Below are 23,022 nucleotides of genomic sequence, written 5' to 3' on the forward strand. Positions count from 1 at the left end.
CCGCGGCAACACGTTTTTGCCGAAATCCCGTTTCTTCATCGAAAAACTGTTCTTCAACGGATGGCAGCCATGAGCGCACCCCGCACCCTGTACGATAAAATCTGGGACGACCACGTCGTCTCTGAGGACGAAAACGGAACCTGTCTTCTCTACATCGATCGTCACCTGGTTCATGAGGTGACGAGCCCGCAGGCCTTCGAAGGACTGCGCATGGCCGGCCGCAAGGTGCGTTCGCCGGAACGCACGCTGGCCGTCGTCGATCATAACGTGCCGACCTCAGCCGATCGCCACCTCGGCATCAAGAACGAGGAAAGCCGCATCCAGGTCGAGGCACTGGCGCAGAACGCCCATGACTTCGGGCTGGAATACTATTCCGAAAAGGACATCCGCCAAGGTATCGTCCACATCGTCGGGCCGGAACAGGGCTTCACCCTGCCTGGCATGACGATCGTTTGCGGCGACAGCCACACCTCGACCCACGGTGCCTTTGGCTCGCTGGCCCACGGCATCGGCACGTCCGAGGTCGAGCATGTTCTGGCCACCCAGACGCTGCCGCAGAAGAAGGCGAAGAACATGCTGGTTCGCGTCGACGGCAAGCTGCCGGAAGGCGTCGGCGCCAAGGACGTCATCCTTGCCATCATCGGCGAGATCGGCACCGCCGGCGGCACCGGCCACGTCATCGAGTTTGCTGGCGAGGCGATCCGTTCGCTGTCGATGGAAGGCCGCATGACCGTCTGCAACATGACGATCGAAGGCGGCGCCCGCGCCGGCCTGATCGCGCCGGACGAGACGACTTTCGCCTATATCAAGGACAAGCCGCGCTCGCCGAAGGGCACCGCCTGGGACATGGCCGTCGACTATTGGAAGACACTGCATACGGATGAAGGCGCCCATTACGACAAGGTCGTCGTTCTGGACGCCGCCAACCTGCCGCCGATCGTCTCCTGGGGTTCCTCGCCGGAAGACGTCACGACCATCGAAGGTTCGGTTCCGAACCCGGACGACATCAAGGACGAGAACAAGCGCACGTCCAAATGGCGCGCGCTGGAATATATGGGCCTGAAGCCAGGCACGAAGATGACCGACGTCACCATCGACCGCGTCTTCATCGGCTCCTGCACCAACGGCCGTATCGAGGATCTTCGCGCAGCGGCGAAAATGGTCGAGGGCAAAAAAGTCGCTTCCACCGTCAACGCCATGATCGTGCCAGGTTCCGGCATCGTCAAGGAACAGGCGGAAGCCGAGGGCCTCGATGTCATCTTCAAGGATGCCGGCTTCGAATGGCGTGAGCCGGGCTGCTCCATGTGTCTTGCCATGAACGACGACCGCCTGAACCCCTACGAGCGCTGCGCCTCCACCTCGAACCGCAATTTCGAGGGCCGCCAGGGCTACAAAGGCCGTACACATCTGGTCTCGCCGGCCATGGCTGCTGCCGCGGCGGTGGCCGGGCATTTCGTCGATATCCGCGAGTGGAAGTGAACCATGACAGTGAGGGGCGTCAGAGCCCTCTCTTGCAATTTCTGACACTTAGCTGCGCTAAGATGTCGAAATTGCTTTCTCTCCCGCAAGGGAGAGATGACGATGCCGCACTCTCGGCGCAATACCTCTCCCCTTGCGGGAGAGGTTACAAAATCACGATCTTAGCCAAAGGCTAAGTCGTAGATTTTGTTGGAGAGGGGCTCGTTTTTGCCCACCTACCCCACCACTTTCACAACCGTTCCCCTCCTCAGATACGGCAGCAGCCGCTTCATGTCTTGGGGATGCACCGCCACACATCCGGCTGTCGGCTGGTAGCCGGGCTTGATCAGGTGGAAGAAGATCGCCGATCCGCCGTAGCGTTTGCGCGAGGTGATGTTCCAGTCCATCACCAGGCAGACGTCGTAGAGCCCGTCGGAGCGCATCATCTCCTCATGGCTCGGTTTGAAGGGAGCACGCACCAGGCGGTTATACGCCGCATGCCTCGGCTCGTCGCACCACAGCATATCCTTGCCGATCCGTCGCATGGGAAGCACCGTGGCCGGCAGCCTGATGCGCTCGCCGCGGGTGAAACCGGAGATCAGTTTCATCGATGCGATCGGCGTCGCGCCGTCCCCTTCCCGCTTGAAGGCCGTGGTACCGGACCGGCCGATGGCGGCGCGAATCGTCAGGCCATCGACCGAAATGATCGCCCGCTGCCGATTGCCGGGTGCCGTTCTCACGGTAATGACCGATTGCTTTGTTACAGTCTGCACACGGAAAAGCGGCATTTTCTCACGAGCTTTTGCTTTGAATATGATTTTGTTTGAAATCATAGCATGTTGGGAATTAGATCGAAGAGCCCTAAATACGCATGGAATGCGCCGAACGCACCGGCGCCGAAGCAAGACGGGCGATACGAAAGGCAAGAACCGAATGGCAAGAACGATACTTTTGGTCGATGACGACAACGATCTGCGCGAGACGCTGGTCGAGCAATTGTCGTTATACGACGAGTTTTCGCTGTTGCAGGAAGAGAATGCCACCAAGGCCATGAACACGGCCAAGAACGCCCAGGTCGACCTGCTGATCATGGATGTCGGCCTGCCGGACATGGATGGCCGCGAGGCTGTCAAGCTCCTGCGGAAGAACGGCTTCAAGGCGCCGATCATCATGCTGACGGGCCACGACACCGATTCCGACACTATTCTCGGTCTCGAAGCCGGCGCCAACGACTATATCACCAAGCCGTTCCGCTTCGCCGTTCTTCTCGCTCGTATCCGCGCGCAACTGCGCCAGTACGAGCAGAGCGAGGATGCGACCTTCACCGTCGGCCCCTACATCTTCAAGCCGAGCCAGAAGCTGCTGACCACCGACGACGGCAAGAAGATCCGCCTGACCGAGAAGGAAGCGGCGATCATCCGCTATCTCTACCGCGCCGGCCAGAAGGTCGTGACCCGCGACGTGTTGCTGGAAGAGGTCTGGGGCTATAATTCCGGCGTCACCACCCACACGCTCGAAACCCACGTCTACCGGCTTCGCCAGAAGATCGAGCGCGATCCGTCGAGCGCCGAAATCCTGGTCACCGAAAACGGCGGCTACAAGATCGTTCCGTAATGGCGCTGAATGACGATATCCAGCTTCTGTCCCAGGTCCCGCTGTTCCGGCAGCTGGACGGCGACCAGTTGCGCCTGATCGCCTTCGGCGCCGAGCGCCGGTCGCTTGCCGAAGGCCAGGAACTGTTTCGCGAGGGTTCTCCCGCGGAAGCTGCCTATATCGTCGTGCGCGGCAAGATCGGCCTCTATGCGATGGACCGCATGGGCGACATCCGCCACCAGAAGGATGTCGGGGCAGCAACCCTGCTCTCCGAACTCGCGCTGGTGACGATGGTCGAGCGCAAATTCACTGCGGTCGCGGCCTCGGACTGCGAAGTGCTCAAGGTCAGCCGCCCACTCTTCCAGCGCTTGCTGGAGGAATATCCCGAAGTCGGCCGCCTGATCGAGGCCCGCATTCGGGAAAATATCGCCGGCCTAGCCAAGGCGGCGGCGGCGATGGAACATCGGTTCCGCTGAACTATTCTCCCTCTTCCTGCGCGCCGGAAGAGGGAATTTTCCGTATCGACCTCAGAACTTGAACACTGCCGTCACCGGCACATGGTCCGAAGGCTGGTTCCAGCCGCGGGCTTCCTTCAGGATGTCGATGCTCTCCAGGAACGGCCCGAGATCCGGCGAGGACCAGACATGGTCGAGGCGGCGACCCTTGTTGGCGGCCTCCCAGTCCTTGGCGCGGTAGCTCCACCAGGTATAGATCTTCTCAGGCTCCGGCGTGTGCTGGCGCATCAGGTCCAGCCAGCCGCCCTTGGCGATGACGTCCTTCATGCCGTCGGTCTCGACCGGCGTATGGCTGACGATCTTCAGGAGCTGCTTATGCGACCAGACGTCGTGTTCCAGCGGCGCGATATTGAGATCGCCGACGAGAATGGACGAGATGCCCGGCATCGAATCCGCCTTCAGCACCTTCATCTCCTCGAGGAAATCGAGCTTGTGGCCGAATTTCGGATTGATCGTCCGATCGGGCTCGTCACCGCCGGCCGGAACATAGAAATTATGCAGCCGGATACGCCGAGAGCCGCGCTCGAACAGGGCCGAGATGTGGCGCGCATCGCCAACGCCGCAATAATTCTGTCGGTGATCTTCCGTCAGCGGGATCTTCGAGGCGATCGCCACCCCGTGATAGCCCTTCTGCCCATGCACGATGATATGCTGGTAGCCGAGATCCTTCAGCGGCTGGTAGGGAAATTCCGGCTCCTGGCACTTGATCTCCTGCAGGCACAGGATGTCCGGCTGGTTGCGCACGATGAACTGCTGCACGATCGGCATGCGCAGGCGCACCGAATTGATGTTCCAGGTGGTGATGGAGAATGTCATTTGGGACCTCGATTTCACCCGAGGTTTAGAGCGATTCACCGTAGCTGAGAAGCAAAAAGGGCCGCGCCTTCATCCGGCGCAGCCCCTAATGTAATCTGTGACCCGCTTGGGCGCGCTTACTTCCGAACCTGGTCGTAGGGAACGGTGAACACGCGCCCGTCGAAACCGACACCGGTCTTGACGTTGTAGATCATGACCGACGTGTCCTTGCCCTGGTTGTCGGTGATCGTCCATTGGCGCAGGTCATAGGTCTTGCTGTCGAACATCATGGTGATGGTCGAGATCGCCGAAGATCGTCTTGTTGCCGAGCACGATCGTGGTGAGGTCGCTTTCTTCCTTCACGCCGCGCACCGCATCGTTGGTGAGGTCGATCCTGTCGGCCAGAAGCAAGGTCAGCGGCGTCTTGGAAAGCGGATAGATATCCCAGGTCTTCAGCTTGACGTTGCCGACGACGACATTGCGACCATCGGCGATGACGCGCAGCGGCGACGGGTCGTCGAAATTGAAGCGCAGCTTGCCGGGGCGCTCGATGAAGAACTTGCCGCCGGTCTGTTCCCCGCGCGGGCCGAACTGGACGAACTCGCCCATCATCGTCTTCACCGAGGAAAAATGGTCGGCAATCTTCTGCGCGGCGGCACCACCGGCGCCCTGCGCCAGCGTCATGCCCGGCATCATCGCCGTTGCGGCAAGCCCGAAAAGGCCTGCGGAAAACTGTCTGCGGTCGATCCGGATGGAAAGAGCGTTCTTTTCTTTGGTCATTCTTGTCTCCATCCACCTGCACTGGGCCGCAAACGCGGCGTCTTGATGACGGGCCGAGGGCGAATTCCCTTGCACCGGCCCGATCACGCAAACCTGACCGCTTAGAGAATATCGGCTTCGGTCGGCACGAGGATCTCGCGCTTGCCGGCGTGGTTGGCCGGTCCGATCAGCCCTTCCTTCTCCATCCGCTCGATCAGCGAGGCGGCACGGTTGTAACCGATACCGAGGCGCCGCTGGATGTAAGAGGTCGAAGCCTTGCCATCCTGCAGGACGACAGCGACGGCCTGGTCATACGGGTCGTCCGAATCGCCGAGATTGGACGTGCCCGCCGGGCCACCGCCACCGCCGTCTTCATCCTCGTCGTCGGCCGTGATCGCTTCGAGATATTGGGGCGAGCCCTGCGTTTTCAAGTAGGCGACGATATCCTCGACCTCGTTATCCGCAACGAACGGTCCGTGGACACGCTGGATGCGCCCGCCGCCGGCCATGTAGAGCATGTCGCCCTGGCCGAGAAGCTGTTCGGCACCCTGCTCGCCGAGGATAGTGCGGCTGTCGATCTTCGACGTCACCTGGAAGGAAATGCGGGTCGGGAAGTTAGCCTTGATCGTGCCGGTAATGACGTCGACCGACGGACGCTGGGTCGCCATGATGACGTGGATGCCTGCCGCACGGGCCATCTGCGCCAGACGCTGGACGGCGCCTTCAATATCCTTGCCGGCGACCATCATCAGGTCGGCCATTTCGTCGATGATGACAACGATATATGGCATCGGCTCGAGATCGAACTCTTCCGTCTCGTATGTCGCCTCGCCCGTCTGGCGGTCAAAACCGGTCTGGACGGTACGGGTGAGGATCTCGCCCTTGTCCTTGGCTTGCTCGACGCGGCTGTTGAAGCCGTCGATATTGCGCACGCCGATCTTCGACATCTTCTTGTAGCGCTCTTCCATCTCACGAACGGTCCATTTGAGCGCAACGACGGCCTTCTTCGGATCGGTGACGACCGGCGACAAGAGATGCGGGATACCGTCATAGACGGAGAGTTCCAGCATCTTCGGGTCGATCATGATCAGGCGGCACTTCTCCGGCGTATAGCGATAGAGAAGCGACAGGATCATCGTGTTGATGGCGACGGATTTACCCGAGCCGGTGGTACCGGCGACGAGAAGATGCGGCATCTTGGCGAGGTCGGCAACGACGGGCTCGCCGCCGATCGTCTTGCCGAGCGCCATGGCGAGCTTCGCCTTGCTGGCCTCGAAATCCTTAGAACCGATCATTTCGCGCAGATAGACGGTCTCGCGGGTGCGGTTCGGCAATTCGATACCGATCGCATTGCGGCCCGGAACGACGGCAACGCGGGCGGCGATCGCGCTCATCGAGCGGGCGATATCGTCGGCGAGACCGATGACTCGGGAGGACTTGATGCCGGGCGCCGGCTCCAGTTCGTAAAGCGTCACGACAGGGCCCGGGCGCACATGGATGATCTCGCCCTTGACGCCGAAATCCTCCAGCACGCCTTCCAGCATGCGGGCATTCTGCTCCAGCGCGTCGGCCGAAAGCGAGGCGTCGCGGGCGACGGCCTTCGGTTCGGCGAGAAGATGGACGGAAGGAAGCTGGAAACCGTCCGGACGGATGAACGAACCCTGCGCGTCGCGGGAGACCCGCGCGCTCGGCTTCGGCGGCGCTGCCGCAGGTACCACGCGCTGCGCCCGTCCGCCGGCACCCTGCGGCGCGCGGGAGGTAACGAATGGCGCTTCGTCGTCCTCGTCATCGGAGAGAATGCCTGCAGGCCGTCTCGGCATGTCATCCATGTCGAATGGCGGATCGTCGTCGTACTCCGACATCGGCGGCGCGGACACCACGCGGCGGGACGGCGCGACATGTTCACCATCGCCATCAAGCGACGGCTCCCGGCGACGCGTATTGACGGCCGCGGCCTTCGGCCGCACCGGTTCGTTCAGCGTGCCGAACTCGTCGTCGTTGAAATCATAGGGCTGCTCATAGGCACTACGCGCCTTGGGCTTGATGCCGAACAGGCGGCGGAACCGCGCCTGGGTCGTGTACCAGTGATGCGCGACGGCACCCAGCGGCAGGAAACGTTCGAGCAGGCTGCCGCGATCGTCATCCTCGTCTTCCTCGACCTCCTCGCGCTTGGCGCGGGAGGCAACGGCCGGCACCGGCTTGTCGTCGTCCTGGCTGTCATATTCCAACGGGTCACCGACGAGACCGGAGGCGAACAGCATCAGCCAGATGCAGGGAATGGTGAAGATGCAACCGAGCACCATCGCCACGATACCGGTCGGATAGGCGCCGACGAAGAGCGCCGGGAAACGCAGGATCATGTCGCCGATGACGCCGCCGATCCCGTTCGGGATGGGCCAGGTCTGCGGCGAGGAAAACAACCGAGCGTGGCGGATGCGAGGATTGTACCGCCCCCAGGCCGCAAGCCGCGCCGGGATGCGGTCGAACCGGCGGCCGGAAATCAGCGCCAGGGCAAAAGCTAAGATCGGCAGCAGCGCCAGGATGCTGGCAAGGCCGAGGAACTGCATCAACAGGTCGGCAAAGGCCGCCCCGCCGAAGCCGAGGATATTGGTGGGAGCATTGTCGGTGGCGTAGGAAAAGCTCGGATCGGCAACGTTCCAGGTCGCCAGCGCCGCAACCGCAAGCGCCAGTCCGAAAAAGATGCCGAAACCGGCAAGCGCCAGCGTCTGGCGCAAAACGAAGGAGCTGACGACCGAGCGGGTTGACCGGTTTGCCAGTGCCGCCGAACTGCTTCTGCCCATCGTATCTGCCCGTCGTCCGTGAAAATAAACAATGCGAGAAAATCGGCATATGCCGCCACGCAATTCCGGAGAAGCCTAACGCGCGGATGGTTAACGCAGCTTTAACCACACGCTTTTGAGCCGATGACCAACGAAAATGGCCCGGAAAACTCCGGGCCATCTCGATCGAAAGGTTGCAGCCGGCCGAAACCGGATGTCCCTCTTAGTTGTGGTAGGCGGCTTCGCCGTGCGACGCGAGGTCGAGACCTTCGCGCTCGGCCTCAACCGGAACGCGCAGACCGACGATCAGATCGACGACCTTGTAGATGATCAGCGAGCCGATACCGCACCATGCGATGGTGACGAGAACGGCGTAAAGCTGGGTCATGAACTGGCCGCCCATGGTGACGCCTTCGGCATAACCGATGCCGCCGAGCGACGAGGAAGCGAAGATGCCGGTTGCGAGAGCGCCGAAGAAGCCACCAACGCCGTGGACGCCGAAGACGTCAGCGGTGTCGTCGTAGCCGAACTTGTTCTTGATGACGGCGACGAAGAAGTAGCAAAGCGGCGAAACGATGAGGCCCATGATGATGGCGCCCATCGGACCGGCGATGCCGGCAGCAGGCGTGATGGCAACGAGACCCGCGATCATGCCCGAAACGGCACCGAGCAGCGAAGCCTTGCCGCGGGTGAAGGTTTCGACGATGCACCAGGAAACGATTGCTGCAGCCGTGGCGATGAAGGTGTTGACGGTTGCGAGCATCGCGCCGCCGGAAGCTTCGAGGTTGGAACCAGCGTTGAAGCCGAACCAGCCGATCCACAGCATGGCGGCACCGACGAGCGTCAGCGTCATCGAGTGCGGAGCCATCATGTCCTTGCCGTAGCCGGTACGCTTGCCGACCATGATCGCACCGATGAGGCCTGCAAGACCAGCATTGATGTGAACGACCGTGCCGCCTGCAAAGTCGAGCGCGCCCCAGCCGAAGATCAGGCCGTTGGCATCCCAGACCATGTGCGCGATCGGGAAGTAGACGAAGGTGACCCAGAGGATGCAGAACAGGATCGACGCAGAGAACTTGATGCGCTCGGCAAAGGCGCCGACGATCAGGGCAGGCGTCAGGGCTGCGAAGGTCATCTGGAACAGCATGAAGATGAATTCCGGAATGACTGCGTCGGAGAAGGTGGCGGCGGTGGAGTCCATCGTCACGCCCGACAGGAACATCTTGGCCGTACCGCCCCAGTAAGGAGACGTGCTGCCGCCGAAGGCGAAGGAATAGCCGTAGGTGACCCAGATCAGCATGATTGCTGCGCCGGCAACCGTGCACTGCATCAGGACCGAGAGCATGTTCTTGGCGCGAACCAGACCGCCGTAGAACAGTGCGATGCCCGGCATCAGCATGAAGAGGACGAGAAGGGTGCAGATGAACATGAAGGCGGTATCGCCCTTGTCCGGAACCGGAGCGGCGGCAGCAGCCTCGGCGGCCGGCGCGGCAGCGTCCTGCGCGAAGGCAACGACCGGCGCAAGGAAGGCGGCAGCGGCGGCGCCCATGCGTCCGAGGTTAGAAATTCTGGTCAATTGCATAGCTTGAAAACTCCCCTGTAAGCCGTGCTTAAAGCGCTTCGGTGTTGGTTTCGCCGGTACGGATGCGCACGGCCTGCTCGATCGAATAGACGAAGATCTTGCCGTCCCCGATCTGGCCGGTCTTCGCTGCGGACGCGATCGATTCCACGGCCTTGTCCACGAGGTCGGACGGCACGGCGATCTCGATCTTCAGCTTCGGCAGAAAACTGACGGCATATTCGGTGCCGCGATAGATCTCGGTGTGTCCCTTCTGGCGTCCGTAACCTTTGACTTCGGTAACGGTCAGGCCCTGGATACCGACAGCCGTGAGTGCTTCGCGCACCTCATCCAGCTTGAACGGCTTGATAATGGCCATCACGATTTTCATCTGGCTTCCCATCCTTTGTTGCTCGGCCGAAGCCGACTCTCCTGATCACCGGCATGCGCCTGCGACTGGACCTCTACATTCAAAGGGCGTGCCAGTTTCGAATAGGACTTAAGTCATTGAAAAATATAGGGAGCATAAAGACCTGCCAGAAAACAGGCAGACGAGCGTCATAAAGACGCCGAAATGCTGTGCGTTAACCTTGTTTATGCACAAAAACTAGTCATTTGCCTTTTTGCGAGATCAGCCCCTCCTGGGCGACCGACGCAACAAGGGTACCTGAGCGTGTATAAAGGCTGCCCCGCGTCATCCCGCGACCACCCGATGCGCTGGGGCTGTCCTGACTGTAGAGCAGCCAGTCGTCGAAGGCGATCGGACGATGGAACCACATGGCGTGGTCGAGGCTTGCGACCTGCAGGCGCTGGTCGAAGATCGACGTTCCGTGCGGATAGAGCGAGGCATCCAGAAGCGTCATGTCGGAGAGATAGGCGAGCACGGCCGCCTGATAGGTCCGTTCCGCCGGTACTTCGCCAAGCGTACGCACCCACACATCCTGGCGGGGCTCCAGCTTGTCCGTCGTCAGGTAATGCGCAAGCGACACGGGACGCAACTCGATCGGCCTCGGCCGCTCCCAGTATCGGCGGATCGCCTCCGGCGCCTTCTGCAGGAAGCGCCGGCGGAACTCCTCCTCGTCCATCAACTCTTCCGGCTGGAGAACGGCAGGCATTTCGATCTGGTGATCATAACCTTCCTCGTCCTTCTGGAAGGAAGCAGACATCGAGAAGATCGCCTTGCCATGCTGGATCGCCACCACCCAGCGGGTGGCGAAGCTTGACCCGTCGCGAATACGATCCACCTGATAGATGATCGGCACGGAGGGATCGCCGGGCCGCATGAAATAGGCATGCAGCGAGTGGACGAAGCGATCCGCGTCGACCGTCCGTTGCGCCGCGACCAGTGCCTGGGCGATCACCTGCCCGCCGAAAACCCGCTGCCAGCCGACATCCGGGCTCGTGCCGCGATAGAGGTCGTGTTCCAGTTGCTCGAGGTCGAGCGTCCGGATCAATTGCTCCATGGGGGTAGACTGATCGGAAGGGCGCGACATTTTTGATTTACTCCGGCAATAGGAAGCGGCGGTCGGATGATCTATATCGGGATCGTTGATGATCACAAGACTGACGGGAGCAGACAGATGCTGGACATGATGGTTGTGGGTGGAGGCTATGTCGGCCTGGCGGCGGCGGTGGCCGTCAAGCAGGCTGCGCCACACCTTTCCGTCGAAGTCGTGGAAGCGGCTCCCGCCGGTGTATGGGAAAAGGATGAGCGCGCCTCCGCGATCATCGCCGCCGCCGGCAAGATGCTGAGCGTGCTCGGCGTCTGGGAGGAAATCGTTGCCCAGTCGCAGCCGATCACCAAGATGATCGTCACCGACAGCCGCACCTCCGATCCCGTGCGTCCGGTCTTCCTGACCTTCGACGGCCAGATCGAGGACGGACAACCCTTTGCCCATATGGTCCCGAATGTCGCCATGGTGCGCGCGCTACGCGGTGCCGCCGAGCGGCTCGGCATCGCGATCCGCCACGGCCTGTCCGCCACCAGCTTTGCCACCGGAAGCAACTGCACGACGGTGACGCTGTCCGACGGTTCGACAATCGAGACCCGCCTGCTCGTCGCCTGCGATGGCGTGCGCTCGAAGCTGCGCGACATGGCGGGTATCAAGACGGTGACGTGGAAATACGGCCAGTCCGGCATCGTCGCGACCGTTGCCCACGAGCGCCCGCATGAAGGCGTCGCGGAGGAGCATTTCCTGCCCGCCGGCCCGTTCGCCATCCTGCCGCTGCCGGGCAACCAGTCGTCGCTGGTCTGGACCGAGCGGACCGAGGATGCCGACCGGCTAGTCGCCTCTGACGATCTGGTCTTCGAGGACGAGCTGCAGCGCCGCTTCGGCCACAAGCTCGGCGAACTAACGCTCGTCGGCGGCCGCCGCGCCTTCCCGCTCGGCCTCACCCTGTCGCGCGCCTTCGTGGCGCAGCGTTTCGCACTTGCCGGCGATGCGGCCCACGGCGTCCACCCGATTTCCGGCCAGGGCTTGAACCTCGGCTTCAAGGATGTGGCGGCACTCGCCGAAACCATCGTCGAGGCAGACCGCCTCGGCCTCGATATCGGCTCGCTCGCCGTTCTCGAGCGCTACCAGTCCTGGCGCCGTTTCGACACGTTCCGCATGGGGGTGACGACCGACGTCCTGAACCGCCTCTTCTCCAACGACGTGACGCCGATCAGGATCGCCCGCGACTTCGGCCTCGGCCTCGTCGAGCGCATGCCCAAGCTGAAGGATTTCTTCATCGGCCAGGCCGCCGGCACGACCGGCGAAGGCCATCCGAAGCTGCTGGCCGGCGAAGCGATTTAGGATTAAGGCAAGAGATTATCAGCGCGGTACGGCACTCTCTGCCGTCATGCTCGGGCTTGTCCCGAGGATCTAACCACGTCGCGGCAGGTAGAGACGTAGCAGATGCTCGGGACAAGCCCGAGCATGACGAAAAAGTGTGAGAGCGACACGCTCAATCGTCCAGCTTGCGCGCTTCCGAAACCAGCATGATCGGAATGCCGTCGCGGATCGGATAGGCAAGCCTTGCCCCCTCCGAGACAAGTTCGTTGCGCTCACGGTCGAAAGTGACCATCCCCTTGGTCAGGGGGCAGACGAGAAGGTCGAGAAGCTTGGGATCGACCTTGCTGAGCTTTTCGTCCATCGACGCCTCACTGGAGAATGGTGTCGGTATCCGCAAGCCCGCGGGCAAGCAGGATCTCGGTAATCGCAATCAGCGTATCGGCCCGCGTCTTCAGGTCGGCCGCCTCGAGCAGCGCCTGTTTCTCTGCCGCACCGAAAGGCGACATCATCGAGAGCGAATTGACCAGCGTGCGATTGCCCGCCCGCTCGATGCTTTCCCAGTCCGCTTCCAGCTTGTTGGCATCGAGATAGGCCTTGAACACGCGCAGCAGTTCCGCCCGATCGACGGACGCCTCGTCGTCCTCTTCCGTCAGGTCCGACATCAGCGGTGCGAACTTGAACACTCGATAGGGATGCGAGCCGAGCGTCTCATCCAGAAGTCGGAAACGGCAGACGCCGCTGACCGAGGTGATATAGCGGCCGTCCCCCGTTTCCGCGAACGAGGTTATCCGGCCGATGCAGCCGACATTCGCAAGCGCCGGACGAAGCGGATCACCGGCGCCGGCTTCCTCCACCAGCGACGGCTGGATGACGCCGATCAGGCGATCACCGACAAGCGCCGCATCGAACATCGAAAGATAACGCGGCTCGAAAATATTGAGCGGCAATTGGCCGCCCGGCAGAAGCAGGGCCCCGGTCAGCGGAAAGACCGGCACGATTTCCGGCAGGTCCTCTCGCTTCAAGTACCGTGCGTTTCCCACATGCATCAGTCAGTCACCTCCCGCAGATCATTCCGTGCAGCTGTTGCTACTGGAGACTAATCTGGGGCTCTTGCCGGCTAACGCAAGTCTGCCGGCAACGCATTAAATGCGGTTTAGGAAAACAGAATGGACGAAAGCCGGCGCCGGGCCGCAATCGTCGCGGGATCCTTCGGGCCCCAGACCTCGAAAAACTGCAGCAGTTCGCGGCGCGCGCCGTCATCGTCGAACGTCCGGTCCTTGCGCATGATGGCCAGCAGATGGTCAGCCGCCTGGTCACGCTCGCCCTGTACGTTGAGGATCTTTGCAAGCTTCATCCGCGCTTCGTGATTGTCCGGATCAGCCGACAAATCGCGCTCCAGCGCCACCGGATCGCCGAGCTTGCGGGCTTCCTCGATCTGTCCGAGCTTCTTTGCGACTGCCTGGACGGCGGCATCACTGGCCATCTCTTCCGGCAGCGAGGTGAGCATCTGGCTGGCGCGTTCAGTCTCACCCATGGCGATCAGGCACTGCATCATGCCGGCCGCAGCCTTGGCATTGTTGGGATCCGCCTGCAGCACCGCGCCGTAAAGCTGGGCGGCACCTTGGATGTCGCCGGAGGCGAGCAGTCCTTCGGCCTCACCGAGCACGGCCTCTATCTCGGCCGCCTGATCGGCGCCCGGAGGGCCCGCAAGCTTGTCGATGAACTCGCGCACCTGGCTTTCCGGCACCGCGCCCATGAAGCCGTCGACCGGCTGGCCGTTGACGAAGGCGATGACGGCCGGGATCGATTGGATGCCGAGCTGGCCGGCGACCGAGGGATGGTCGTCGATATTCATCTTGACCAGCCTGACGCGGCCCTCGGCCTCGTTGACGACCTTTTCGAGCACCGGGGTCAGCTGCTTGCACGGACCGCACCAGGGCGCCCAGAAATCCACCAGGACCGGCTGGCTGCGCGAGGCTTCGATGACATCCTTGGCAAAGCCCGCCGTCGTCGTGTCACCGACATAACCGCCCGTGGCGGCCTGCGGCGCCGCATCCGCCGGTGCTGCGCCGAAACTCGGCGTGGCATTCATCTGGCCGCCGTAACCGCCGCCATAGGACCCGGAATAAGGGTTGTCGCTGCCGCTCATGAGTGTTCTCCCGGGAACCTTTGTGGTTATCAATTCAAGGTCAAAACATCGTATGTCAGTCGGTGACTTTCAAGACAAGCGGCGTATGGCCGGTGGCTTCCAGAAACCGGATCAGATCGTCGCGGCCGACAGAGGTCGTCGCATCGTTGGAAAGCGGATGCCCGTTGATTGTATCATAGCGCATCAGATCTTCATCGAGAACAAAGGTGACATTGTTGCCGGTGTCGCAGAATGCGCCGAACACCGTCACCGATCCGGGCACGACCCCGAGATATTCGAGCATCATTTCCGGCTTGCCGAACGACACGCGGCTGGACGCACCGATCAGCTTGTGGACCGTCTTCAGGTCGACGGTCGCATGCTCCTCGACCGTCAGGACGAAATACTGGTCCTTCTTGTCCTTCACGAATAGGTTCTTCGTGTGCCCGCCCGGGATCTCGTCGCGCAGGCTCTGCGATTCGGAGACGGTAAACACCGGCGCATGGTTTTTCGTCGTGTGGGGAATGTTGAGGCTGTCGAGGAAGGCGAACAGGTCGGCGGCAGTCTTTTGCATGATTTCGGTCATATCCGGGGAAGCGATTGGCGGGAGACCGGGACTATAGAGAGAATGTGACAGGGGAAAAGATCTCATCCCCAGCCATCCGCCCAATGAACGTTACGCCAGAAGCCTTACATTCCAAGGGGTTTGGCGATCGGCCAAAAAATCTTCATCGCGATCGTCATTTCCCTGTTGCATTTGAAAATCGGCTGGGCCATATAGCGCCCGTCGCCGGCAACAAGCCGCGGCGCCACGGTCCCCACTACCACAGGGACTGACGGATTGATGAGCGGGTGTAGCTCAGTGGTAGAGCACAACCTTGCCAAGGTTGGGGTCGAGGGTTCGAACCCCTTCGCCCGCTCCAGTCCCTCCCAAGAGAAATTTTTGATACAGAACGAGACGCCCCGGGCGTCTTTTCTTTATGTCGGCGGCGACCGGCCGAAGCCGGTCTTTCCCCATCACCCCTTAGAAAACACATACTCCGTTTCCTGCCGCAGCACTTCGCCGGGGCGAAGCACCGCGTTCGGGAAATTCTCGTGATTGACCGCATCCGGCCAGATCTGGGTTTCCAGGCAGAAGCCGGCATAGGGGCCGTAGCGGCGGCCGTCGAAGCCGGGCACCGGCACGTTGAGCATGACGCCGGCATAGAACTGCACGCCGGGCTCGGTCGTGCGCACTTCGAGCGACACACCCGAATAGAGACTGCGCACCAGCGCCACCGAACGCTTTTCGACGCGTTCTGGCGACAGGCAGTAATTATGGTCGAAGGGCACCTGGGCGCCGTCTTCCAGCGTCCGCTGCACCGGCCCCATTTCGCGCAGGTCGAAGGGCGAGCCTGACAGGTCCATCAGCTCGCCGGTCGGGATCAGCCGATCATCGACCGCCGTCAGCTGGTCGGCGGCAATCATGATGTCGTGGCCGAAAATGTCCTCGCGTCCATCGAGGTTGAAATAGGAATGCTGGCAGACATTGGCCGGCGTCGGCTGGTCGGCTTCCGTCTCGTAGATCACGGAGAGAACGCCATCGGCCTTGAGCTGGTAGGTGACGGTGGTAGTGCAATCGCCCGGATAGCCGGCACGGCCGCCGGGATCGACGATGTCGAGCACCACCTTGTCGGTCTCGTATTCGACGATGGACCAGTGCCCGCGCCCGATTCCATCAGACCCGCCATGCAGATGCGTGACGCCGCGCTCGTTGAGCTCCAGCTGATAATCCTTGCCGTCGATCGAGAATTTGCCATTGCCGATGCGGTTGGCGCAGCGGCCGGGCGTCGCGCCGAAATAGGGAGAATGGGCAGGATAGTCATCGAATGTTTCGAAGCCGAGCACCAGCGGCGGCTCGTGGCCTTCGAGGCGAAGATCCTGGATCACCGCACCCCAGGTCAGGACATGCGCTGTCAATCCGCCTCCGGCGATACGGACGCGATAGACGGGCTCCCCGTCCTTCGTGGTGCCAAAAACCTCGAATGCCTGCAATGCCATGATGGTCCTCCGCATGACGCCGCGCATCCGCAGGGATGCAAGGCGATGGCGGCAAACTGCGCGATTTGAGGAAGCGCCGCAACGAAAATCGGCGTCTTCAAACCGTCATATCATGGCGCTGCGATAAAGATCGCGGGACCGCCCGAAACCCTATTCCGTGCCGATCTTGTCGAGATCGTAGGGCGTCGTCTGGTAAATCTCGTTGATCCAGTTGCCGAACAGGAGATGCGCGTGGCTGCGCCAACGGTTCTGAGGCGTCAGCGTATCGTCGTTATGGGGGAAATAGTCATGCGGCATCTTGATCGGGATACCGGCATTGACGTCGCGAAAATACTCATCCGCCAGCGAGGTGGAATCGTATTCGACATGGTTGAACATGTAGAGCCGCTTGCCGACCTTCTCATGCACCAGACACAAGCCCATTTCCTCGGATTCCATCAGGATTTCGAGATCGGCTGACTTTTCGACGTCCTCACGGCGCACCTCCGTCCAGCGCGACACGGGCACCTGGAAATCGTCGGAGAAGCCGTTGAGATAGACCGAAGCCGGCGCAAGATTGCGGTGGCGGTAGACGCCGAAGGCCTTCTCCTTCAGCTCGTGCTTCGGCACGCCGTGGAAATGGTAGATGGCCGCCATCGCGCCCCAGCAGACATTCATCGTCGAATGCACGTTGGTCTGCGTCCATTCGAAGATCTTTTGCATCTCTTCCCAGTAGGTGACGTCCTCATAAGGCATGGTCTCCACCGGTGCGCCGGTGATGATGAAGCCGTCGAATTTCCGGTCCTTCACCTCTTCCCAGGTCTCGTAGAAGGAAAGCAGGTGCTCTTCGGACGTGTTCTTCGCCTTGTGGGTGCCGAGCCTGATCAGCGAGAACTCGACCTGCAGCGGCGAGGCGCCGACCAGCCGCGCCATCTGCACCTCGGTCTTGATCTTGTTCGGCATGAGGTTGAGCAGGCCGATCTGCAGCGGGCGAATGTCCTGACGCAGCGCAGCCGTGTCGGTCATGACGCGCACGCCCTCGGAAACGAGCGTCTGGAAGGCAGGGAGCGTATCGGGAATCTTGATCGGCATGTTAATCAACCCACAAACAAAAAGCCGGCAACGAAAATCGCAACCGGCCCGTGGGAAAGATTTGAACATCTTCTCGCGGCCCTTTAGCGACTTTTTTACGTGGCTGCAAGCCGGCCGGCCAAATCACCACGGAAGTTCGACTTCTCAGATAATCCTTACCGCGTCGGCCGTCAATGGTAGCAAAAACGACCGACGCCTCATCAGCGGTTGCTTCCCCGCATGCCGACTTCCGCCGTGTGGTAGCGACCATTGGCATTGGGAGGCAGGCTCTGGCAACCGGCCTGGACGACGAGGGCGAGCAATAGGAAGAGCTTCATGCGCATGCCGATCTCCTTTCGATCTGTTGAGAAATCTTTACATAGGTCCATCCCGCCGGACTTGGACGATCGCGTTCATCACGTCTTCGTGCCCCCATGGCGGGCGACAAGCGAAGTTTTTCATCCATGCACGCGATCTGAAGCGAGCAGGCGCTTTGCCTCAGCCGGCCTATGCGCTAAGGGCATTGCCGATGAGCCCTTCGACCTTCACCATCCTGCTCGGCGGAAACCTGACCGTCACCGATCGCGTCAGAAACGCGATCGCGGGAAGCCGTGTGATCGCCGCCGACAGCGGCATGCATCACGCGCTGGAACTGAAGGTAACACCGGAGCTTTGGGTCGGCGATTTCGATTCCTCGGACGCCGACCTCATCGCATGTTTTCCCAAGGTTGAGCGCAAGACCTACCCCCGGCCAAGAACGAAACCGATGGCGAGATCGCCACAGCGGAGGCGATCGAGCGCGGCGCGACGCGGCTGATCCTGATCGGCGCACTCGGCGGCAAGCGCTCGGACCATGCGCTCCAGCACCTCCTGCATGCCATGGGCCTTGCCGAACGCGGCATCGATGTACTGCTGATGTCGGGTGATGAAGAGGCCATTCCCTTCCTGCCCGGCACGAAGACGGTGGATCTGCCCAAGGGCGCGCTCTTCTCCGTCCTCGGCTTTTCCGCCCTTGCAGGCCTCGACATTCTTGGCGCGCGCTATCCGTTGAAGGATTTCTCGCTGCCCTTCGGCTCGTCCCGCACGGTCTCCAATGTTGCGGAAGGGCCGGTCGAATTCCATCTAAGAGTGGGCAAGGCGATGATCCTTGCCCGTCCCCACGACTTTTCCGGAGCATAAAAGGTCCTCATGGCACCTCCCATTCTCAAGCTTGACGATATTGTCCTGACATTCGGCGGCACGCCGCTGTTGAACGGCGCCGGCCTGCAGGTCGAGCCGGGCGACCGCATCTGCCTTGTCGGCCGCAACGGCTCGGGCAAGTCGACGCTGATGAAGATCGCAGCCGGCATGGTCGAGGCCCAGTCGGGCGAAGTCTTCCGCCATCCGGGCGCAACGATCCGCTATCTGGAACAGGCGCCGGATTTCGGCGGCTACACGACCGTGCAGGCCTATGCGGAAGCAGGCCTCGGCCCGGGCGACGATCCCTATCGCGTCACCTATCTGCTGCAGCATCTCGGCTTGACCGGCGACGAAGACCCGAACCGGCTTTCCGGCGGCGAGTCTCGCCGTGCGGCGCTGGCCCGTGTCATGGCGCCGGAACCGGATATCCTGATGCTGGACGAGCCGACCAATCATCTCGACCTGCCGACCATCGAATGGCTGGAAGACGAGCTGCGCCGCACCAAGAGCGCGCTCGTGCTGATTTCCCACGACCGTCGCTTCCTTGAAAAGGTTTCGACCGCCACCGTCTGGCTCGACCGCGGCACGTCACGCCGCCTCGATCGCGGTTTTGCCCATTTCGAGGCTTGGCGCGACGAGGTTCTGGAAGCCGAGGAGCTGGAACAGCACAAGCTCGGCAAGGCGATCGAGCGCGAAGAACACTGGATGCGCTACGGCGTCACCGCCCGCCGCAAGCGCAACATGCGCCGTGTCGGCGAGTTGCAGGCCATGCGCGCCAACTATCGCGGCCACAAGGGCCCGCAGGGAACGATCCAGGCCTCCGCGACCGAAGGCAAGGAGAGCGGCAAGCTCGTCATCGAAGCGGAAAACATCACCAAGACCTATGACAAGCCGATCGTCGCGCCGTTTTCGATCCGCGTCCATCGCGGTGATCGCATCGGTCTCGTTGGCCCGAACGGTGCCGGCAAGACGACGCTTCTGAAGATGCTCACCGGCCAGTTGGAGCCGGATGCGGGCTGGGTCAAGCTCGGCACCAATCTGGAAATCGCCACGCTCGACCAGAAGCGCGAGGACCTCGATCCGTCCGACACGCTATCCCATTACCTGACGGATGGCCGCGGCGAGACGCTTCTCGTCAATGGCGAACAGCGCCATGTGGCGGGATACATGAAGGACTTTCTGTTCCAGCCGGAACAGATCCGCACGCCGATCAAGAACCTCTCCGGCGGCGAGCGCGCCCGGCTGATGCTGGCGCGCATCATGGCCAAGCCGTCAAACCTCTTGATCCTCGACGAACCGACCAACGACCTCGACATCGAGACGCTGGACCTGCTGCAGGAGATCGTCGCCGGTTATAATGGCACCGTCATCCTCGTCAGCCACGACCGTGACTTTCTCGACCGCACCGTGACCTCGACCATCGCGCCTGCCGCCCCGGATGCGCCCGACGGCCGCTGGATCGAATATGCCGGCGGCTATACCGACATGCTCGCCCAGCGCAAGGGCGCCCAGGAAGAGCGTCGCAGGGCGGAGAAGGCTGCGGAAAAGCCGAAGTCGGAAACAGCGTCTTCTTCGGACGTGCCAAAAGCCAAGGGCAAGCTTTCCTATAAGCAGAAATTCGCACTCGAAAACCTGCCGAAGGAAATGGAAAAGGCCGAGAGCGAGATCGCCGCGCGCGAAAAGAAGATGGCCGACCCCAACCTCTTCACCAAGGATCCCGCCACCTTCAACAAGCTGGCCGCCGAGATGGAAAAGCTGCGCGAGAAGGTGACGGCCATGGAAGAAGAATGGCTGGAGCTTGAAATGCTGCGCGAGGAGCTGGAAGGATAAAGTAACTATTTGTTAGTATTAACAGATAGTTACTCACAGAAAATATTGTCCCGCGGCGGAACAATCTCTTCGTCCATGGCGTTCGGTTGGCAGTTCGGTTGCTTGAGATCAGGCAGCCGCAAGGACTGAACTGAACCGAGATGAACTCTGGGAGATGTCCAATGCTGACAAATGTATCGCGTCGTCGGCTGGCCAGTGAGGCAATGAATCAGCGCGTTTTGATCATTGAGGACGAATTTCTGATCGCCCTCGATGTTGCCGACACGATCGAACATATGGGCCTGAAGGTCGCCGGCTTTGCCAGCGCCCGCAAGCAGGCGCTCGCGCTCGCCCCCTGGCAGATATCGCATTCGTCGACGTCAATCTCTCCGACGGCCGCACCGGCCCCGAGATCGGCCGGGAACTGGCCGAGGAATATGGCCTGACGGTTGTCTTCATGACCGCCAATCCCGATGACATCGCAAATGGTGTCGACGGCACGCTTGGCGTCCTCACCAAGCCTGTCCTGCCCGAAGTCGTCGAGCAGACGGTGGATTTTGCGCTCGCCAACCGCCTGGGCGGCATGGCGATCGTTCCGCGAGACCTTAAGGTATTTCAGGGCAATCGCCATTGATTATCTGAAAAACCGGCATCGTCCGACCATGGACTTGTCGGATCTCTTCGGCATGATCCGTCTTGGAGGAAAGGGCGCTCATTCGGAGCGCCTTCCAATCGGAGGACAGACAGCATGCGCATGATCTTCGTCAATCTGCCGGTCACGGACCTCGAAGCCTCGACCGCCTTCTATACGGCGCTCGGCTTCAACAAGAACCCCGATTTTTCCGACGACACGGCAAGCTGCATGGTCGTCAGCGAGCAGATCTATGTGATGCTGCTGACCCACGAGAAGTTCAAGAGCTTCATCAACGGCGAGATTGCCGACGCGAAGAAGACGACCGAAGTCCTGACCTGCCTCTCTGCCACGAGCCGCGACGAGGTGGACGGTTTCAAGCAGAAGGCACTCGCCGCCGGCGGCGCCGACTGGAAGCCGAACATGGAAATGGGCCTGATGTACGGCTGCAGCTTCCAGGATCCCGACGGGCATGTCTGGGAAGTCATGTATATGGATATGTCTGGCGACTGATTTGCCTGCGCAATGACATTGTGCCCCTCAGGAGGGCACATGTGGCCAGATCAGATATCTTATTGGCACGAAGACGCTCACCCCTCATTCCTGTGCTTGTCACAGGAATCCAGCCAGCCCAAGTCCTTGGGCTGGAAGAGTCCTTTCGCCGCGCAGACGCGCGTCGGCTGGATCCCTGTGACAAGCACAGGGATGAGGGCGCATGGCGTATGGAACAACGACCGCCCTTCGCCCTCTTGCCAGCATCCGGCGAGCCCGCTAAATCTTTGCACGCTCTAACGGGGTGCCCTGCGTCTGCAGGGCTGAGAGGCATATCGCCAACCCGCGGAACCTGATCCGGCTAACACCGGCGGAGGGATTAGACGGCTCATACCAGCGCCCTATTCCCCATTTTGAACCATGTGAGGAGGCGCTGATGCGCGGGATTTCGACTTTTCTTCTGGCAGCTGCGGCCGCAGCTTTCGCACCCTTTGCCGAAGCACAGGACAAGACGCTGACCGTCTATACCTATGAGAGCTTCATATCCGACTGGGGTCCCGGCCCGAAGATCAAGGCGGAGTTCGAAAAGACCTGCGCCTGCACGGTGAATTTCGTCGGCGTCGCCGATGGCGTGGCGCTGCTGACCCGCCTGAAGCTGGAGGGCGCCGGCACCAAGGCCGATATCGCGCTCGGCCTCGATACAAGCCTGATCTCCGAAGCCAAGGCGACGGGCCTGTTCCAGCCTGCAGGTGTCGAAACCGGCGCGGTCAAGGTGCCGGGCGGCTATAGCGACGACACTTTCATCCCCTATGACTACGGCCATTTCGCCGTCGTCTACGACACCGAAACCATCAAGAACCCGCCGAAGAGCCTCAAGGATCTGGTCGAGGGTGATGCCTCGCAGAAGATCGTCATCGAGGACCCGCGCACCTCCACTCCAGGCCTAGGCCTGCTGCTCTGGATGAAGTCGGTCTATGGCGACAAGGCGCCGGAGGCCTGGTCGCAGCTGAAGGACCGCGTTCTGACTGTCACCCCGGGCTGGTCGGAAGCCTATGGCCTGTTCACCAAGGGCGAAGTGCCGATGGTGCTCTCCTACACGACCTCGCCCGCCTATCACATGGTCGAGGAAAAGAGCGACCGCTATCAGGCAGCCTCCTTCTCCGACGGCCACTATGTCCAGATCGAGGTGGCGGGCATCCTGAAGAGCGCCAAGGACCCGGACCTGGCAAAGAGCTTCCTGACCTTCCTTGTCTCACCGGAAGCGCAGGAAATCATTCCAACGACCAACTGGATGATGCCGGTCGCCACCACTACCAATCCCTTGCCGGATGCCTTCGGCAAGCTCGTCCAGCCGGAGAAGACGCTGCTGCTCGGCTCCGACGAAGTGGCAAAGAACCGCCAGGCCTGGATCGACGAGTGGCTGACGGCGATGAGCCGGAACTGAGCTGAGCCGAAACTCGG

General features: G+C 61.3%; 20 protein-coding genes, 1 tRNA gene, 3 pseudogenes and 2 riboswitches. Of the genes and pseudogenes, 10 read left to right on the forward strand and 14 right to left on the reverse strand.

The genetic code is table 11. The features are described 5' to 3' along the window. Positions 1-69: 69 nt before the first annotated feature. Complete coding sequence (leuC, locus tag N7E02_RS13425; RefSeq protein WP_286582468.1) at positions 70-1,479, forward strand: 3-isopropylmalate dehydratase large subunit; 1,410 nt, start codon at positions 70-72, stop codon at positions 1,477-1,479. A 215-nt stretch (positions 1,480-1,694) separates the two neighbouring features. Here leuC and N7E02_RS13430 read toward each other — a convergent pair whose 3' ends face one another. After that, the gene (locus N7E02_RS13430) at positions 1,695-2,246 is read right to left on the reverse strand and encodes a L,D-transpeptidase family protein (RefSeq protein WP_286582470.1); all 552 of its coding nucleotides are present in this window, start codon (positions 2,244-2,246) and stop codon (positions 1,695-1,697) included. Positions 2,247-2,391: 145 nt separating this feature from the next. Here N7E02_RS13430 and N7E02_RS13435 point away from each other — a divergent pair, with 145 nt between their 5' ends. Then, a complete protein-coding gene (locus N7E02_RS13435; RefSeq protein WP_286582472.1) occupies positions 2,392-3,072 on the forward strand; it encodes a response regulator transcription factor in 681 nt (226 codons plus the stop codon). Then, positions 3,072-3,527: a cyclic nucleotide-binding domain-containing protein gene (locus N7E02_RS13440; RefSeq protein ID WP_286582474.1), complete on the forward strand. Its 456-nt coding sequence runs from the start codon at positions 3,072-3,074 to the stop codon at positions 3,525-3,527. The genes N7E02_RS13435 and N7E02_RS13440 overlap by 1 nt, the downstream gene beginning before the upstream one ends. A 51-nt stretch (positions 3,528-3,578) precedes the next feature. Here N7E02_RS13440 and N7E02_RS13445 read toward each other — a convergent pair whose 3' ends face one another. The 6 genes and pseudogenes from N7E02_RS13445 to tesB all read right to left on the reverse strand — a co-directional run bounded on the left by N7E02_RS13445 (position 3,579) and on the right by tesB (position 10,951). Next, positions 3,579-4,382 (reverse strand): exodeoxyribonuclease III, encoded by an 804-nt coding sequence (locus tag N7E02_RS13445; RefSeq protein WP_286582476.1) that lies wholly within the window; start codon positions 4,380-4,382, stop codon positions 3,579-3,581. A 116-nt stretch (positions 4,383-4,498) separates the two neighbouring features. Beyond that, positions 4,499-5,141 (reverse strand): annotated as a pseudogene (locus N7E02_RS13450) (outer membrane lipoprotein carrier protein LolA). A 101-nt stretch (positions 5,142-5,242) separates the two neighbouring features. Continuing rightward, positions 5,243-7,921 carry an FtsK/SpoIIIE family DNA translocase gene (locus N7E02_RS13455; RefSeq protein ID WP_286582478.1) on the reverse strand — a complete coding sequence of 893 codons (2,679 nt, stop codon included), beginning with the start codon at positions 7,919-7,921 and terminating at the stop codon, positions 5,243-5,245. Positions 7,922-8,123: 202 nt separating this feature from the next. After that, entirely contained in the window at positions 8,124-9,482 is a 1,359-nt protein-coding gene (locus tag N7E02_RS13460; protein ID WP_286582479.1) for an ammonium transporter, read from the reverse strand. A 28-nt stretch (positions 9,483-9,510) separates the two neighbouring features. After that, positions 9,511-9,861, reverse strand: coding sequence for a P-II family nitrogen regulator (locus N7E02_RS13465; RefSeq protein WP_177230773.1), 351 nt, complete (start codon positions 9,859-9,861; stop codon positions 9,511-9,513). 208 nt (positions 9,862-10,069) lie between these two features. After that, a complete protein-coding gene (tesB, locus tag N7E02_RS13470; protein WP_286582480.1) occupies positions 10,070-10,951 on the reverse strand; it encodes an acyl-CoA thioesterase II in 882 nt (293 codons plus the stop codon). A gap of 87 nt (positions 10,952-11,038) precedes the next feature. On the opposite strand from tesB, the gene N7E02_RS13475 reads away from it, so the two are divergent. Beyond that, a complete protein-coding gene (locus tag N7E02_RS13475; RefSeq protein WP_286582482.1) occupies positions 11,039-12,253 on the forward strand; it encodes a ubiquinone biosynthesis hydroxylase in 1,215 nt (404 codons plus the stop codon). Positions 12,254-12,404: 151 nt separating this feature from the next. Here N7E02_RS13475 and N7E02_RS13480 read toward each other — a convergent pair whose 3' ends face one another. From N7E02_RS13480 to N7E02_RS13495, 4 genes are all read right to left on the reverse strand, one after another. After that, on the reverse strand, positions 12,405-12,593 hold the full coding sequence (locus tag N7E02_RS13480) for a Trm112 family protein (protein ID WP_286582483.1): 189 nt from the start codon (positions 12,591-12,593) through the stop codon (positions 12,405-12,407). A 7-nt stretch (positions 12,594-12,600) separates the two neighbouring features. Continuing rightward, a complete protein-coding gene (locus N7E02_RS13485; RefSeq protein ID WP_286582485.1) occupies positions 12,601-13,278 on the reverse strand; it encodes an LON peptidase substrate-binding domain-containing protein in 678 nt (225 codons plus the stop codon). A gap of 107 nt (positions 13,279-13,385) precedes the next feature. After that, the gene (gene trxA, locus N7E02_RS13490) at positions 13,386-14,381 is read right to left on the reverse strand and encodes a thioredoxin (RefSeq protein ID WP_286582486.1); all 996 of its coding nucleotides are present in this window, start codon (positions 14,379-14,381) and stop codon (positions 13,386-13,388) included. Positions 14,382-14,436: 55 nt separating this feature from the next. Beyond that, positions 14,437-14,946: a prolyl-tRNA synthetase associated domain-containing protein gene (locus N7E02_RS13495; RefSeq protein ID WP_286582488.1), complete on the reverse strand. Its 510-nt coding sequence runs from the start codon at positions 14,944-14,946 to the stop codon at positions 14,437-14,439. 262 nt (positions 14,947-15,208) lie between these two features. Between N7E02_RS13495 and N7E02_RS13500 the strand changes: the two genes are divergently transcribed. After that, positions 15,209-15,283 (forward strand) — tRNA-Gly (locus N7E02_RS13500). 94 nt (positions 15,284-15,377) lie between these two features. Here the strand turns inward: N7E02_RS13500 and N7E02_RS13505 are convergent. The 3 genes from N7E02_RS13505 to N7E02_RS13515 form a co-directional block, all read right to left on the reverse strand. After that, positions 15,378-16,400, reverse strand: a complete 1,023-nt coding sequence (locus N7E02_RS13505) for an aldose epimerase family protein (RefSeq protein WP_286582490.1) — start codon at positions 16,398-16,400, stop codon at positions 15,378-15,380. Between the two features lie 150 nt (positions 16,401-16,550). Next, entirely contained in the window at positions 16,551-17,471 is a 921-nt protein-coding gene (gene metA / locus N7E02_RS13510) for a homoserine O-acetyltransferase MetA (RefSeq protein WP_286582492.1), read from the reverse strand. A 63-nt stretch (positions 17,472-17,534) separates the two neighbouring features. Beyond that, positions 17,535-17,611, reverse strand: a riboswitch (SAM riboswitch). Between the two features lie 60 nt (positions 17,612-17,671). Further along, positions 17,672-17,794 (reverse strand): hypothetical protein, encoded by a 123-nt coding sequence (locus N7E02_RS13515; RefSeq protein WP_286582493.1) that lies wholly within the window; start codon positions 17,792-17,794, stop codon positions 17,672-17,674. A gap of 185 nt (positions 17,795-17,979) precedes the next feature. Here N7E02_RS13515 and N7E02_RS13520 point away from each other — a divergent pair. The 5 genes and pseudogenes from N7E02_RS13520 to thiB all read left to right on the forward strand — a co-directional run bounded on the left by N7E02_RS13520 (position 17,980) and on the right by thiB (position 23,005). Next, positions 17,980-18,629: pseudogene (locus N7E02_RS13520) on the forward strand (thiamine diphosphokinase). Positions 18,630-18,638: 9 nt separating this feature from the next. Beyond that, the gene (locus tag N7E02_RS13525; protein ID WP_286582496.1) at positions 18,639-20,459 is read left to right on the forward strand and encodes an ABC-F family ATP-binding cassette domain-containing protein; all 1,821 of its coding nucleotides are present in this window, start codon (positions 18,639-18,641) and stop codon (positions 20,457-20,459) included. Between the two features lie 161 nt (positions 20,460-20,620). Continuing rightward, positions 20,621-21,072: pseudogene (locus N7E02_RS13530) on the forward strand (response regulator). A 114-nt stretch (positions 21,073-21,186) separates the two neighbouring features. Beyond that, positions 21,187-21,582, forward strand: a complete 396-nt coding sequence (locus N7E02_RS13535) for a VOC family protein (protein ID WP_286582498.1) — start codon at positions 21,187-21,189, stop codon at positions 21,580-21,582. Positions 21,583-21,851: 269 nt separating this feature from the next. Beyond that, positions 21,852-21,957, forward strand: a riboswitch (TPP riboswitch). A 40-nt stretch (positions 21,958-21,997) separates the two neighbouring features. Continuing rightward, positions 21,998-23,005, forward strand: a complete 1,008-nt coding sequence (gene thiB, locus N7E02_RS13540; RefSeq protein ID WP_286582500.1) for a thiamine ABC transporter substrate binding subunit — start codon at positions 21,998-22,000, stop codon at positions 23,003-23,005. Positions 23,006-23,022 lie beyond the last annotated feature (17 nt).

Origin of the sequence: Terrirhizobium terrae (genome assembly GCF_030323265.1) — a bacterium.
Taxonomy (GTDB): Bacteria; Pseudomonadota; Alphaproteobacteria; order Rhizobiales; family Rhizobiaceae; genus Neorhizobium.

Bases quoted from the DNA above. Each gene is read 5' to 3' on its own strand.
- leuC (WP_286582468.1), top strand. From the start codon at position 70: ATGAGCGCACCCCGCACCCTGTACGATAAAATCTGGGACGACCACGTC.
- N7E02_RS13430 (WP_286582470.1), bottom strand. From the start codon at position 2,246: ATGCCGCTTTTCCGTGTGCAGACTGTAACAAAGCAATCGGTCATTACC.
- N7E02_RS13435 (WP_286582472.1), top strand. From the start codon at position 2,392: ATGGCAAGAACGATACTTTTGGTCGATGACGACAACGATCTGCGCGAG.
- N7E02_RS13440 (WP_286582474.1), top strand. From the start codon at position 3,072: ATGGCGCTGAATGACGATATCCAGCTTCTGTCCCAGGTCCCGCTGTTC.
- N7E02_RS13445 (WP_286582476.1), bottom strand. From the start codon at position 4,382: ATGACATTCTCCATCACCACCTGGAACATCAATTCGGTGCGCCTGCGC.
- N7E02_RS13455 (WP_286582478.1), bottom strand. From the start codon at position 7,921: ATGGGCAGAAGCAGTTCGGCGGCACTGGCAAACCGGTCAACCCGCTCG.
- N7E02_RS13460 (WP_286582479.1), bottom strand. From the start codon at position 9,482: ATGCAATTGACCAGAATTTCTAACCTCGGACGCATGGGCGCCGCCGCT.
- N7E02_RS13465 (WP_177230773.1), bottom strand. From the start codon at position 9,861: ATGGGAAGCCAGATGAAAATCGTGATGGCCATTATCAAGCCGTTCAAG.
- tesB (WP_286582480.1), bottom strand. From the start codon at position 10,951: ATGTCGCGCCCTTCCGATCAGTCTACCCCCATGGAGCAATTGATCCGG.
- N7E02_RS13475 (WP_286582482.1), top strand. From the start codon at position 11,039: ATGCTGGACATGATGGTTGTGGGTGGAGGCTATGTCGGCCTGGCGGCG.
- N7E02_RS13480 (WP_286582483.1), bottom strand. From the start codon at position 12,593: ATGGACGAAAAGCTCAGCAAGGTCGATCCCAAGCTTCTCGACCTTCTC.
- N7E02_RS13485 (WP_286582485.1), bottom strand. From the start codon at position 13,278: ATGCATGTGGGAAACGCACGGTACTTGAAGCGAGAGGACCTGCCGGAA.
- trxA (WP_286582486.1), bottom strand. From the start codon at position 14,381: ATGAGCGGCAGCGACAACCCTTATTCCGGGTCCTATGGCGGCGGTTAC.
- N7E02_RS13495 (WP_286582488.1), bottom strand. From the start codon at position 14,946: ATGACCGAAATCATGCAAAAGACTGCCGCCGACCTGTTCGCCTTCCTC.
- N7E02_RS13505 (WP_286582490.1), bottom strand. From the start codon at position 16,400: ATGGCATTGCAGGCATTCGAGGTTTTTGGCACCACGAAGGACGGGGAG.
- metA (WP_286582492.1), bottom strand. From the start codon at position 17,471: ATGCCGATCAAGATTCCCGATACGCTCCCTGCCTTCCAGACGCTCGTT.
- N7E02_RS13515 (WP_286582493.1), bottom strand. From the start codon at position 17,794: ATGCGCATGAAGCTCTTCCTATTGCTCGCCCTCGTCGTCCAGGCCGGT.
- N7E02_RS13525 (WP_286582496.1), top strand. From the start codon at position 18,639: ATGGCACCTCCCATTCTCAAGCTTGACGATATTGTCCTGACATTCGGC.
- N7E02_RS13535 (WP_286582498.1), top strand. From the start codon at position 21,187: ATGCGCATGATCTTCGTCAATCTGCCGGTCACGGACCTCGAAGCCTCG.
- thiB (WP_286582500.1), top strand. From the start codon at position 21,998: ATGCGCGGGATTTCGACTTTTCTTCTGGCAGCTGCGGCCGCAGCTTTC.